Genomic DNA, 12,803 nt, shown 5'->3' with positions numbered 1-12,803 from the left:
CGACCTGCTCCGCTTCGACGGCGTCCTCACCGCGGCCGAGCACCGCAACGGCGTACCTCCGGCGACGGTGCCGGTGGTGGTCTCCCTGGAGACGGCCGCCTCGGTCGAGAACGTCGGCGAGCTCGTCCGGGCGCCGCGCGTCGTCGGCGTGATGGGCGCCGCCGCGAAGGGCGCCGACATCTCGCGGGACGTCGGGTTCCGCTGGACCCCGGCCGGCGCCGAGACGCTCTACCTGCGCAGCAAGACCGTCACCGCGGCCCGCAGCGCGGGCCTGCGCCTGATCGTGCTGGGCCTGTGGCAGGAGGTGAACGACCTGGCCGGGCTGCGGACCTTCGCCCGGGACAACGCGGGGCTGGGCTTCACCGGCCAGGTGATCATCCATCCCTCGCACGCGGCGGTGGTCAACGAGGAATACGGCCTGACCGCCGACCAGCTCGACTACTACACCCGGCTCGTTGCGGCGTTCGACGCCGCGGTCGCCGAGGGCGATGCGGCCGTCAGGTTCGAGGGCGAGCACATCGACATCGCGCACGCGAACTACGCGCGCCAGCTGGTGCGGGCGGCCACCGCGGGCCGCGGCGCGCAGGACACAGGAGAGGAACACCCATGAGCGGCATGTACTACGAGGAGTTCGTGGTCGGCGAGGTCATCGAGCACGATGTCACCCGGACGGTCACCGAGGCGGACAACCTGCTCTTCACCACGCTGACGATGAACGTGCAGCCGCTGCACCTGGACACCGAGTTCGCGGCGGCCTCGCCGTACGGCCAGCGGATCGTCAACAGCATCTTCACACTCGGCCTGGTCACCGGCATCCCGGTGCAGGAGACCACGCTGGGCACCACGCTGGGCAATCTCGGCTTCCGCAGCGTCGACTTCCCCAAGCCCGTCTTCATCGGCGACACGCTGCGGGTGGAGACCGAGGCGCTGGACAAGCGGCTGTCCAAGTCGCGGCCCGACTGCGGCATCGTCGGCATCGAGCACCGGGCGTTCAACCAGCGGGGCGAGCTCGTCTGCCGGGTCCAGCGCACCGCCATGATGAAGGTCAAGGATCCCGAGGCGGCCGCGTGAGCGCCTTCCCTGGGCTGCCGATCGACGAGGCCGAGGACGCCGCCGAGCTTCGGGCCCTGGTGCGCGAGATCGTCACCGACATCGCGACGCCGGCCAGGATCCGGGAGTACGACGAGCGCGAGGCGTTCGACGACGAGCTGTACCGGGCGCTCGCGCAGGCGGGCCTGGTCCAGCTCGAGGCCGATCTCGACGGCACGCCGGCGCGGGCGGTCAGCGAGACGGTCGTGCTCGAGGAGCTCGGCGCCACCGCCACCTCGATCGCGGTCAGCCTGGTGGTCCAGTACATGGGCCTCGCGCTGCTGTGCGCCCACGGCACGCCGGAGCAGCGCGAGGCCGTGCTGGCGCCGCTGTTCGCCGGCGAGGGCCGGGTCGCGTTCGCGCTCTCCGAGCCCGACGGCGGCACCGACGTCGCCCGGCAGATGCGGGTGCGCGCCACCCGGCAGGACGACGGCTCGTGGCGGCTGAAGGGCACCAAGACCTGGATCAGCGGCGCCAGCGACTGCCGGTGGATGGTCGTGCTCGCCCGGACCGCGGAGATCGAGCGGGCGGCGATCGACGGCATCACCATGTTCCTGGTGCCGCGCGACGCCACCGGCCTCGAGGTCTCGGTGCTCGACACGATCGGCATCCACTCGCTCTCCACCTGCGAGGTCGTGTTCGACGACGTGGTAGTGCCGGCCTCCGCCGTACTGGGCGAGGAGGGTCGGGGCTTCCGCCAGGTCATCGGCACGCTCAACGGCGAGCGCCTCAACGCCGCCGCGGTGGCGCTGGGCATCGCCCGGGGCGCGCACACGGCCGCGGTCACCTATGCGCGGGAGCGGCAGGCGTTCGGTCGGCCGATCGGCGCCTTCCAGGTGCTCCAGCACCGGCTCGCCGATGGCGCCGTGGCGATCGAGGCCGCGCGCGGGCTGGTCCAGCGGGCGGCGCGCGCCACCGAGGACGGTACGCCGTCGGCCAGCGTGCTGACCGCGATGGCCAAGGTTGCCGCCTCCACCGCCAGCACCGACGTGACCGACGCCGGCATGCGGGTCCTGGGCGGCTTCGGACTCAGCCGCGAGGCGGACATGCAGCGGTTCTTCCGGGACGCGCGGCTGTACACCTTCGCGCCGCTGACCGACGAGATGATCCGGAACTTCATCGGGGAGCACCATCTCGGGCTCCCGCGCTCGTACTGAGGACACACCATGAACACCACGCCCCGAACCGTGCTCGTCACCGGCGCCGCCGGTGGGATGGCCCGTGGGGTCAACGCCCGGCTCGCCCGGGCCGGCCACACCGTGCTGTGCGCCGACTTCGACGCCGACGGCGCCCGGCGGGCAGCGGAGACGATCATCGCCGACGGCGGAGCGGCGGCCGACTTCCGGGTCGACGTCGCCAGCGCCGAGTCGGTGCATCGGCTCGGCGACGCCGTCCGGGCGGCCGGCCACGAGGTCGACGTCGTCCTCAATGCCGCCGGGGTGCTCGACCGCCGGTATCTGGTCGACCACGACGACGAGTCCTTCGACCGCGCGATCCAGATCAACCTGGTCGGGCCGTTCCGGGTGATCCAGGAGTTCGGCCCTGCGATGGTCGAGCGCGGCTGGGGCCGGATCATCAACGTCTCCTCGATCGCCGGCGTCACCGGCTATCCCTACCCGAGCTACGCCGCCTCGAAGGCGGGCCTGTCGAACCTGGGCCGGTCGCTGGTGAAGGACTTCCGGGGCACCGGCGTGACGGTCAACGCGATCTGCCCCGGCGTGGTGGACACGCCGATGGTCATCGACGAGGTCCGCCGCCAGGTCGCCGCGAAGGTGCCGACCGGGCAGATCATCGACCCGGAGGAGATCGGCGCCCTGGCCGTCTTCCTGATCACCGACGACGCCCGCAACATCAACGGCGCCGACCTGCTCATCGACGGCGGGGCGACCCGGTTCTACGAGCTCTTCGACTAGCGCCGGTCCCACACCTCGAGCGTGCGGCGCGCGCCGACCTGGTGCAGCGAGGCCAGGGCGGCGGCGTACGGCTCGGTGAAGCGGGGGTCGTCGACCAGGTCGCCGAACAGGTCGGGGTCGCGGAGGAAGGCGAGCGGGTCGTCGCGCTGCTGGGCCGCCCGGGCCATCACCTCGTCGCGACGCCGGTCCACCACCTCGATCCGGCCACCCTGCTCGTCGACGCCCTCGGCGTAGCGGGCCCAGGCGGCCACCACGAGGGCGGCGCGGCGTACCTCCCCGTCGTGGTCGAGCTGGTGGCGCACCACCGGGACCAGCCACTTGGGGATCCGGTCCGAGCTCTCCGCGCACAGCCGGGCGAGCGTGTCGCGGATGTGGGGGTTGGCGAAGCGTTCGACCAGCTCGCGGCGGTACGACGCCAGGTCCACGCCGGGCACCGGCGCCAGCGTCGGCGTGCCCTCGTGCTCCATGTAGCCGAGGACGAAGTCGACGAAGAGCTGGTCCTGGCAGACCTCGTGCGCGTAGCGGTAGCCGGCCAGGTAGCCCAGGTAGCCGATCGCCTGGTGGCCGACGTTGAGCAGTCGCAGCTTCATCAGCTCGTACGGCTCGACGTCATCGACGACCTGGACGCCCGCCGCCTCCAGCGGCGGCCGGCCCAGCGGGAAGTGCTCCTGGAGCACCCACTGACTGAACGGCTCACAGACCACCGGCCAGCCGTCGTCGACGCCGAAGCGCATCGCCAGCAGATCGCGGTCGTCGTCGGTGGTCACCGGGGTGATCCGGTCCACCATCGAGTTGGGGAAGGCCACCTCGGCCGCGACCCACGCCGCCAGCTCCGGGTCGCGCAGCGCGGCGAAGGCGCCGATCATCGCACCGGCCACGTGCCCGTTGCCCTGGATGTTGTCGCACGACATCACCGTGAACGGCGCGACGCCGGCGGCCCGGCGCCGGGACAGCGCCTCCACGACGTACCCGAACGCGGTGCGCGGCGTCGCGCCCGGCACGAGATCGGCCTGCACGTCGGGGTCGCTCGGGTCGAACTCCCCGGTGGTCTGGTTGACGTGGTAACCGCCCTCGGTGACGGTCAGCGAGACGATCCGGATGGCCGGGTCCGTCATCCGCCGCAGCACCGCCTCGGGGTCGTCGGGGGCGAAGAGGTAGTCCACGATCGAGCCGACCACCCGCGGTCGCAGCTCGCCGTCGGGCTCCTTCTCCACCAGGGTGTAGAGCCCGTCCTGGGCCTGCAGTACCTCGCGCATCCGGACGTCCTGCGGCAGCAGCCCGACCCCGACGATGCCCCAGTCGAGGGCGAGCCCGCGGTTCATCAGGTCGTCGACGTACCTGGCCTGGTGCGCGCGGTGGAAGCCGCCCACCCCGATGTGCACGATGCCCGGTACGACGCGCGCGCGGTCGTAGGTCGGCACCGGCACCCGGTCGGCGAGGTCGGCCAGCCGGGCGGCTCCCAGTCGGGTCACTTCACGGCTCCGAGCGAGAGGCCCTGCACCAGCTTGTCCTGGGCGGCGAAGCCGGCGATCAGCACCGGGATCGACACCATCGTCGCGCCGGCCGAGAGCTGGGCGAGATAGGAGTGCTCGGTCTGGATCAGGGTGTTGACGAAGACCGGCGCGGTCTGCGCCGTCACGCTGGTCAGCACCTTGGCGTAGAGCTGCTCGTTCCAGGCGAAGATGAAGCAGATCAGCGACGTCGCCGCGACGCCGGGCATGCTGATCGGCGCGATGATCCGGGTCAGGATCCGTAGCGTCCCGGCGCCGTCGATCGAGGCCGCCTCGATGATCGCCGTCGGCACCTCCGCGAGGAAGGAGCGCATCATCCACACCGCGATCGGCAGGTTCATCGACGTGTAGAGCACGATCAGCACCAGGACGTTGTCCGGCATGTGGATGACCTTGGTGGTGAACAGGTAGATCGGCAGGATCCCGGCCACCATCGGCAGCATCTTGGTGGAGAGGAAGAAGAACATCGCGTCGGTCCAGCGCCGTACCGGCTTGACGGAGAGGGCGTACGCCGCCGGGATCGCCAGCGCGAGCACCAGCAGCGTGGAGACCACGCTGGTGGTGACCGAGTTGATCAGCGGCGCGCGGATGCTGTTGGTGGCGCCGAAGAGGTCCTGGTAGTTCGACAGCGTCAGCGGCGCGGTCCAGCTCGGCGGGTAGGTCTGCGCGTGTGCCGGCGAGTGTAGCGACGTCAGCACCATGTAGAGGATCGGCACCACGAAGACGATCCCGATCAGCCAGGCCAGTAGGGCCAGACCGCCGCCGACCAGCCGGCGCCGGGTGCGCGACCGGGTGGCCGCGACGTCGAGCCGGCCGGGGGCAGTGGGAGCGAGCGCGGTCATCAGTCCTCCTCCTCGGAGAGCAGCGAGGACACGACGCGCAGCGCGAAGGTGGCGACCAGGATCGAGCCGATCACGACCACCACACCCAGCGCCGAGGCGACGCCGTAGTCCTTGGCGGAGTAGAAGACCTCGTAGACGGCGTAGGGGATGTTGGTGGAGTTGAGGCCACCGGTCATGCCCAGCACCGAGTCGAAGTTCTGGATGATGAAGATGGTGCCGAGCACGATGCTCAGCTCGAGGTAGCGGCGCACGTGCGGCAGCGTCATGTGCACGAAGGTCTGCCAGGCGCCGGCGCCGTCGATCGCGGCGGCCTCCATCACCTCCGGGTCACGCGACTGCAGCCCCGCCAGCAGGATCAGCATCATGAACGGCGTCCACTGCCAGATCAGCTCGATCTCGATCGACAGCTTGGGGTGGGTGGTGAGGAACGAGATGTTCTCGGCGTGGTGAACGCCCAGTTCACCGAGCAGGCCGTCCACCAGGCCGAAGCCGGTCTGCAGGATGCCGTTGCCCCAGAAGACTGCCGCCGCGATCGGCACGATGAGGAACGGCGCGATCATCATCGTGCGCACCACGCCGCGACCGAGGAACTTGCGGTCCAGCAGCAGCGCGATCCCGAGTGCCAGGGCGGCGCTGACCAGCACGATCGTCACGGTCATCTCCACCGAGGTCAGCACCGCCTGGCGGTACGACGGCGTCGAGAAGACGGTCTTGAAGTTCGCCAGCCCGGCGAAGGACTTGCCCGGTGCGTCCGGCTGGGCGCTCCAGTTCATGAACGACATCACCAGGGTGGCCACGAACGGCACCTGGGTGACCACGATCAGGAACACCAGCGCCGGCAGCAGGGGGGCCCGCCGCACCCACGATTCGCGTCCCCACTTGCGGTAGGTGGCGGCGGGCGGCCCCATCCTGGCGGTCCTGACGCTCGGCTGTTCGGCCACTGACACGGTCATCTGCTCACCTCCGATCGCCGTCGGCTACTGCTTCTCCTTGTCGCCCGCCGCCTGGGCGAGCTTCTGGCAGCTGTCGAGCGCGGAGTCGGTGCTCTGCGAGCCGGCGATGGCACTGCTGATGAGCTTCGCGCAGGCCGTGCCGAAGTCGGTGAACGACGGGATCCCGACGAACTGGATGCCGCTGTAGGGCCGCTTCTGCACGCCCGGGTTGCTCGAGGGCGCGTTCTCGATCGCGTCGAGGGTCGGCTTGGCGAACGCGGCCGCGACCTGCAGATAGGTCGGGTCGGAGTACGTCGAGGCCCGCTTGCCGGCCGGGATGTTGGTCGGCCCGCCGGTCGAGCTGGAGGTGTCCTTGGCGACCAGCTGCTCGTACTGCTTGCTCGAGGCCCACTCGACGAACTTCATCGCGTCGGACTGGTGCTTCGAGGCCTTCTCCACCGCCCACGCCCAGGTGTAGAGCCAGCCGGCCTGCTGGGTCTTGTCGTGCGGCGCGGCGACGTAGCCGACCTTGCCCTTGACCGGTGAGTCGGCGGCCTCGAGCGAGCCCGCGCCGGCGGTGGAGTCGTACCACATCGCGACCTTGCCCTGCTGCATCGCGTTCAGGCACTGCGGGAAGCTGAACGTCGCGGCTCCCGGCTCGCCGTGCTGGCGGACCAGGTTGACGTAGAAGTTCGCGGCCGTCTTGAAGCCGTCGGTGTTGACCTGGGCGTTCCAGTTGTCGTCGAACCAGGTGCCGCCCATGGTGTTGACCACCGTGGTCAGCGGCGCGAGGTTGTCGCCCCAGCCGGCCAGACCGCGCAGGCAGATGCCCTTCATGCCCTGTTGCGACTGGTCGACCTTCGCGGCCCACTGGGCGACCTGCTCCCAGGTCGGGTTGGCCGGCACGGTGATGCCGAGCCGCTGGAAGACGTCCTTGCGGTACATCAGGAACGACGACTCGCCGTAGAACGGCTCGCCGTACACCTTGCCGTCGTAGGAGAGCGCGTCGGTCATCGACGGGAGGATGTCCGACTGGTCGAAGGAGGGGTCCTTGGCGATGCTCTCCATGTCCGAGATCCAGCCGGCCTTGGCGTAGTAGGGGATCTCGAAGTTCGACAGCGTGGCCACGTCGTACTGGCCGGACTGGTTGGCGAACTCGGTGCTCGCGGTGTCGCGCATGTCCTGCTCGACCTTGACCACGAAGTGGACCTTGATGCCGGTCTCCTTGGTGAAGTTGGCCGCGGTCAACTTCTGCAGCTCCAGCATCGGCGGGTTGTTGACCATCAGCACCGTGATGCTGTGGCCGGAGCCGCTGTTGGCGCTGCTGCCGCCGGCGCCACAGGCCGTCAGAGCGCCGCCGGCCAACGCGAGCGCCGCCACTGCTGCGGCGGTCTTGACTGTTCTACGCACTTGCCTGTCTCCCTTGCACACACCTGCAGACCATGGACGACGGTCCCCGCCAGGGGTGAGGTCCGTCACACTCACACCTTGGAGCAGAACGCCGTCGCACACCTAGCCCGGTTGTGCCGCCGGGGATGCCCGGTTCGTGCCCGGTTTCCGCCGCCGGAGGATCAGACGCGGATCACCGGCGCCCCGAGGGCGGCATAGCGGTGCGCGTCGGAGGCGGACAGCTCGACGCCGGTGATCACCGACTCGAAGTCGCGGACCTCGGCGAAACGGCACAGGCTGCTGGCGCCGAACTTGGTGTGCGCGCCGAACAGGATCCGCCGGCGGGAGCGCTCGATGGCGGTGCGCTTCACGGCGGCCACCGCCGGGTCCTGGGTGGTGACGCCGTGGTCGCGGGAGATGCCGTTGGCGCCGATGTAGGCCAGGTCGATGACGAGCTCGCCGAGCATGCGGACCGCCCAGTGGTCGACGGTGCCCTGGGTGCGCCCGCGAACGCGGCCCCCGAGCAGGATCACGGTGATCTCCGCCTCCGGGGCCAGCCGGGACGCCACCGGGAGCGAGGGAGTCACCACCGTCATCGGGCCGGTGGCGATCAGCTCCTCGGCGATGAACTGCGGTGTCGTCCCCTCGTCGATGTAGACGGTCTCCGCGCCGTGCCGCCGTTGCGCCGCCGCGAAGGCCACCCGGTGCTTCTCGGTCACGTCGGCGGCTGCCCGGAAGTCCAGGTCGGTCTCGAAGCCGGCGCTCTCCACCGCCACCGCGCCGCCGTAGACGCGCTGCACGACGCCCCGGTCGGCCAAGACCTTCAGGTCGCGCCGCAGGGTCTCGACCGCGACCCCGAGCTCCGGCGCGAGGGCGGTGACGCTGACCCGGCCCTCGGTGCGGGCCCGCGCGAGGATGGCTTCGCGGCGGTCGTCGACGTCCATCCGCTCATCATGCCCGATTCGCGCCCGAAGTGGCGGGAGCGGGCGCCCGGTCCACGCCCGCTCGCCCTCGGGGCCCGTTCACGACGGCCCGTCCGGTGCTACACATGGGGCCGTGGATGCGCTGGTCGTCGGCGAGGCCCTGGTCGACCTCGTGGAACGTCGGGGGAGCACTGTCGCCTACCCAGGGGGCAGTGCGGCCAACGCCGCCGTTGCCCTGGCCCGGCTCGGGCGGGAGGTCCGCCTCTGGACCGCCTACGGCGACGACGAGTACGGCGCCGCCCTGGGCCGGCACCTGGCCGCGGCCGGCGTCGCGCCCGCGGCCGACCCGCGGGTGCTGCCCCGCACGCCGAGCGCCACCGCGACGATCGCGCCGAGCGGGGCGGCGTCGTACCGCTTCGACGTGGCGTGGACCCTGGGCGACCCGCCGCCGGCGGCGGACACCCGGTTCGTGCACGTCTGCTCGTGGGGTCCGGTGCTGGAGCCGGGGGCGTCGCGGGTGCGAGAGCTGCTCGCCTCGACGCGGGCGACGGTGACCTACGACGTGAACGTCCGCCCGGCCGTCACCGGCGCCGGGCCGGAGCTGACCGCCGCGGTGGAGCGGACGGCGCGGCTTGCGCGGCTGGTGAAGGCCAGCGACGAGGACCTCGAGGTGCTCTATCCCGGCCTGCCCCTGTCCGAGGCGGCCGCCCGGCTGGGTGCGCTCGGCCCGGTCGCCGTCGTGGTCACCCAGGGTGCCGCCGGAGCGACCTGGTTCGGGTCGGAGAAGGTGGCCGTTGGCGCGCAGCCGGTCGTCGTCGCCGACACCATCGGCGCCGGCGACACGTTCGGCGCCGCCCTCCTGGACGCGCTGTGGGACGACGACCTGGCGACCATCTCGCGGGAGCGGATCGCCGCCGCCCTCACCCACGCCGTCCGGGCGGCGGCCGTCACCGTCTCGCGGCCCGGCGCGGACCCGCCGTACGCCGCCGAGCTGATGCCGACGCACAACAGCTGACTTGGGCGGGTGACACGCCAGCGTGTCGCCGCACCAAGTCAGCTGTTCTTCGAGCGGAGTCGTCAGGCCGGAGTCGTCAGGCCGGGGCCGGAACCTCGGCCGAGGCCAGCGGGATCGGCTCGAACATGGGCGGTTCGTCGGCGGGGAAGAGCGCGGTCGGGCCGTAGAGCCAGTCGACGAAGGAGTAGTCGTCGGTGTGACGGGCTCGCAGCAGGGCGTTGCGCTGCTCCCGGGCGACGCCGTCGAGGTGCCACAGCTCGCCCCAGGCGCGCGAGGTGAGCACCACCCGGCGACAGTGCTCCGGCCGGACCGCCTCGTACGCCGCCAGCGCGGCCGCCCAGTCCACCGCACCCGACGCATCGCGCGAGCGGGCGACGTGCTCGCCGAGCACCCAGCCGTCCTCGATCGCCATGATGGCGCCCTGGGCGATGTACTGCAGCGGCGGGTGCGCCGAGTCGCCGAGCAGCGCGATCCGGCCGTGCACCCAGGTCATGATCGGATCGCGGTCGAACATCCGCCACCACTTGTCCCGCCACATGTGGGGCAGCCCGTCCTGCACGAAGTCGCAGGACCCGGCGAAGGCGGCGTCGAGCTCGTCGGGGGTGCCCCAGTCCTCCTCGCCGGCGAGCGCCTTGGGCGAGCGGAAGACCGCGACCTGGTTGAGCAGCTCGCCGCCGCGCAGGCCGTAGTGCACGAAGTGGCAGCCGGGGCCGACGTACACGACCACCTCGGAGAGGTCGACGTCCGCGGCCCGGTCCTCGGTCGTCGGCACGGTGCCGCGATAGGCGACGTACGCCGAGGAGACCGGCTCGTCCTGCACGATCAGCGACCGCGCCGCGGAGTGCAGCCCGTCGGCGGCGATGACGACCGGGGCCTCCTCGACGTGGCCGTCGGCGAAGGCCACGCTCGCCCCGGCCGGGGTGTTGGCGTAGTCCACCGCGCGTTGCGAGGTGACCAGGTCGACGCCGGCGCGCCGACACGCCCGCAGGAACATCCCGTGCAGGTCGCTGCGGTGGATCACCAAGTAGGGGAAGCCGTAGCGCCGGCCGAGGTCCCGCAGGTCGAGCCGGGTGAGCTCGCTGCCGTCGACCGCGTCCCGCATCACCATCGCGTCCGGGACCACGCCCAGACTGGTCGCCTCCTCGAGCAGACCGAAGTCATCGAGGATGCGGGTGCAGTTGGGCGCCAGCTGGATGCCGGCGCCGACCTCGCCGAAGTCGGCCGCCTGCTCCAGCACCCGGACCCGTAGACCCCGCCGGGAGAGCGAGTACGCCGCTGCCAGCCCGCCGATGCCACCGCCGACGACGATGACGTCTGGGTTGCTCATGTTCTCTCTCCTCTACAGCCAGGGGCCGAGCGCGGGGGCGTCGGCGAGGGTGTGGGGCCGGCCGGCCAGCCACGCGGTGACCTCGGCCGGCGGCGCGTCCGCGACCGTGGCGGGCAGCTCGGCCAGGCCGCGCTTGGCCCGGATGTCCTCGCGCAGCGCGCGGTTGAAGTCGTCGGGCAGGTCGGCGAAGGTGAGACCGGCGTCGAGGTCGACCGCGTGCACGCACACCTCGCGGGCGCGCATCCAGGGCGTCTCGGTGGCGGGCACGGTGCGGCCCTGTGCGGTGCGCACCTCACTCGCCCACTGCGCGTCGGTGAGCTGGTCCATCGCCTCGGCGAGCGCCTCGGTGGAGCGGCGCAGCCAGGCGAGGAGCGCGGGCGCCGGCAGCGCGGCGCCCTGCTCGATCCCGGCCGTGCGCTCCTCGGGAGAGCCGTACATCGGCCGCTCGACCCCGGTCGCGGCCCACTGCACCAGGTGGCCGACCGCGTCGGCGTTGGCGGCCACGTGCGCGACGACGTGCTTGCGGGTCCAGCCCGGCAGACCGGAGTCGGCCTCCAGGCCGGCCTCGTCCAGGGCGGCCACGGTGTCCAGGAACAGCGCGGTGCCGTGATCCATCCAGCGCCGGTCGTCCGCGGGCGTCCTCATGGCCTCACGACCCGGTTGACGCACGCGCCGAGGCCGTCGATCGCGGTCACGACGGTCTCGCCGCCGAGCAGGTAGACCTTCGGGTCACGAGCGTGGCCGACGCCGCCGGGCGTACCCGTGGCGATGAGGTCGCCGGGGCGCAGCGTGACGACGGTGGAGATGTACCGGACCAGGTCGATCGGGTCGAACAGCAGGTCGCCGGTGGTGTCGTCCTGCATGACCCGGCCGTCGACGGTGGTGGTGACGTGCAGCGCCGGGCGGACGCCGCCGACCTCGTCGGGGGTGACGACGTAGGGGCCGACCGGGGTGGTGGAGTCCCAGATCTTGCCCTGGGTCCACTCGGCGGTGCGGAACTGCCAGTCGCGCACCGAGATGTCGTTCATCACGGTGAAGCCGGCGATCGCGTCGGCGGCCTCCTCCTCGCCGGCGCGGCGGATCTGCTTGCCGATCACCACGACGAGCTCGACCTCCCAGTCGAACGCGTCGGTCTCGTCGGGGCGGACGATGTCGTCGTGGGCCCCGATGAGGGTGTCGGCGAACTTCGGGAAGAGCGTCGGGTACGACGGGATGCCGCGGCCCATCTCCTCGATGTGGTTGCGGTAGTTCTGGCCGACGCAGATGACCTTCGACGGGTTCGGGACCACCGGCGCGAAGTCGGCGGCGTCGACCGGGTAGGTGGCCGCGTCGGCCGGTGCCTCGGGCGAGCCGGCGGCCAGGTAGGCGCCGACATCGGCGTACCCGAGGTCGACGAGGCCGTCACCGTCCAGCCTGACCGCGCGGGTGCCGTCTGCCGTACGGATGGTGGCGAGCTTCATGTCAGGCGTCCTTCTGGAATCGGTTGAGCTGGAGCGCCTCGAAGACGGGCGCGTCACAGAAGCGGAACAGGTCGAGCGCGCCGGAGTCGGAGTCGGAGGGACCGGCCTCGGAACGCGCGGAGAACGGCTGCCACGAGGGCACCACGAACAGGTCACCACGGGTCACCGACCAGGTGGTGTCGCCCACCGTGACGGTCCCGGAGCCGTCGAAGACCTGGTAGACGCTGGAGCCGGTCTCGCGCACCGGTGCGGTCTCGGCGCCGCGGGCGATGCGGTGGAACTCGGCCCGGATGGTGGGCAGCACGTCCGACCCGTCGTGCGGGTTGGCGAAGCGGACCGCGGCATGACCGGGCTCGACGGTGCCGGCGTACCCCTCCTTCTCCAGGGCCAGCTGGTCGGTGA

At 71.6% G+C, this 12,803-nt stretch carries 14 protein-coding genes; 5 read left to right on the top strand and 9 right to left on the bottom strand.

Annotated elements, in window-relative coordinates:
• The 4 genes from VHA72_RS06555 to VHA72_RS06540 form a co-directional block, all read left to right on the top strand.
• On the top strand, positions 1 to 610 hold a 610-nt coding region (locus tag VHA72_RS06555), incomplete at its 5' end, for an aldolase/citrate lyase family protein (RefSeq protein WP_325573643.1).
• Positions 607 to 1,071, top strand: coding sequence for a MaoC family dehydratase (locus VHA72_RS06550; protein ID WP_325573642.1), 465 nt, complete (start codon positions 607 to 609; stop codon positions 1,069 to 1,071). The genes VHA72_RS06555 and VHA72_RS06550, both read left to right, overlap by 4 nt.
• Complete coding sequence (locus tag VHA72_RS06545) at positions 1,068 to 2,246, top strand: acyl-CoA dehydrogenase family protein (protein ID WP_325573641.1); 1,179 nt, start codon at positions 1,068 to 1,070, stop codon at positions 2,244 to 2,246. The genes VHA72_RS06550 and VHA72_RS06545 overlap by 4 nt, the downstream gene beginning before the upstream one ends.
• A gap of 9 nt (positions 2,247 to 2,255) precedes the next feature.
• Positions 2,256 to 3,002 carry an SDR family NAD(P)-dependent oxidoreductase gene (locus VHA72_RS06540; protein WP_325573640.1) on the top strand — a complete coding sequence of 249 codons (747 nt, stop codon included), beginning with the start codon at positions 2,256 to 2,258 and terminating at the stop codon, positions 3,000 to 3,002.
• Here VHA72_RS06540 and VHA72_RS06535 read toward each other — a convergent pair.
• The 5 genes from VHA72_RS06535 to VHA72_RS06515 all read right to left on the bottom strand — a co-directional run bounded on the left by VHA72_RS06535 (position 2,999) and on the right by VHA72_RS06515 (position 8,620).
• Complete coding sequence (locus VHA72_RS06535) at positions 2,999 to 4,474, bottom strand: mannitol dehydrogenase family protein (RefSeq protein WP_325573639.1); 1,476 nt, start codon at positions 4,472 to 4,474, stop codon at positions 2,999 to 3,001. The genes VHA72_RS06540 and VHA72_RS06535 overlap by 4 nt on opposite strands.
• A complete protein-coding gene (locus VHA72_RS06530) occupies positions 4,471 to 5,355 on the bottom strand; it encodes a carbohydrate ABC transporter permease (RefSeq protein ID WP_325573638.1) in 885 nt (294 codons plus the stop codon). The genes VHA72_RS06535 and VHA72_RS06530 overlap by 4 nt, the downstream gene beginning before the upstream one ends.
• Positions 5,355 to 6,263, bottom strand: coding sequence for a carbohydrate ABC transporter permease (locus tag VHA72_RS06525; RefSeq protein ID WP_325573637.1), 909 nt, complete (start codon positions 6,261 to 6,263; stop codon positions 5,355 to 5,357). The genes VHA72_RS06530 and VHA72_RS06525 overlap by 1 nt, the downstream gene beginning before the upstream one ends.
• Positions 6,264 to 6,332: 69 nt before the next feature.
• Positions 6,333 to 7,697, bottom strand: coding sequence for an ABC transporter substrate-binding protein (locus VHA72_RS06520; RefSeq protein WP_325573636.1), 1,365 nt, complete (start codon positions 7,695 to 7,697; stop codon positions 6,333 to 6,335).
• Between the two features lie 161 nt (positions 7,698 to 7,858).
• Positions 7,859 to 8,620, bottom strand: a complete 762-nt coding sequence (locus VHA72_RS06515; protein ID WP_325573635.1) for a DeoR/GlpR family DNA-binding transcription regulator — start codon at positions 8,618 to 8,620, stop codon at positions 7,859 to 7,861.
• Positions 8,621 to 8,732: 112 nt separating this feature from the next.
• Here VHA72_RS06515 and VHA72_RS06510 point away from each other — a divergent pair, with 112 nt between their 5' ends.
• On the top strand, positions 8,733 to 9,614 hold the full coding sequence (locus VHA72_RS06510; protein ID WP_325573634.1) for a PfkB family carbohydrate kinase: 882 nt from the start codon (positions 8,733 to 8,735) through the stop codon (positions 9,612 to 9,614).
• A gap of 76 nt (positions 9,615 to 9,690) precedes the next feature.
• On the opposite strand, the gene VHA72_RS06505 is transcribed toward VHA72_RS06510, so the two are convergent.
• The 4 genes from VHA72_RS06505 to VHA72_RS06490 form a co-directional block, all read right to left on the bottom strand.
• On the bottom strand, positions 9,691 to 10,941 hold the full coding sequence (locus VHA72_RS06505) for an FAD-dependent oxidoreductase (protein ID WP_325573633.1): 1,251 nt from the start codon (positions 10,939 to 10,941) through the stop codon (positions 9,691 to 9,693).
• Between the two features lie 12 nt (positions 10,942 to 10,953).
• Complete coding sequence (locus tag VHA72_RS06500) at positions 10,954 to 11,586, bottom strand: maleylpyruvate isomerase family mycothiol-dependent enzyme (protein ID WP_325573632.1); 633 nt, start codon at positions 11,584 to 11,586, stop codon at positions 10,954 to 10,956.
• On the bottom strand, positions 11,583 to 12,401 hold the full coding sequence (locus VHA72_RS06495) for a fumarylacetoacetate hydrolase family protein (protein ID WP_325573631.1): 819 nt from the start codon (positions 12,399 to 12,401) through the stop codon (positions 11,583 to 11,585). Before VHA72_RS06495 ends, VHA72_RS06500 begins: the two co-directional genes overlap by 4 nt.
• Before the next feature lies 1 nt (position 12,402).
• A partial coding sequence (locus VHA72_RS06490) for a cupin domain-containing protein (RefSeq protein ID WP_524538575.1) occupies positions 12,403 to 12,803 on the bottom strand: 401 nt, incomplete at its 5' end.

Origin of the sequence: Nocardioides sp. (assembly GCF_035547795.1) — a bacterium.
In the GTDB taxonomy this organism is placed as follows: Bacteria; Actinomycetota; Actinomycetes; order Propionibacteriales; family Nocardioidaceae; genus Nocardioides.
The sequence above is the reverse complement of the archived record's forward strand: the minus strand, read 5'-3'. Positions and strand labels throughout refer to the sequence as shown.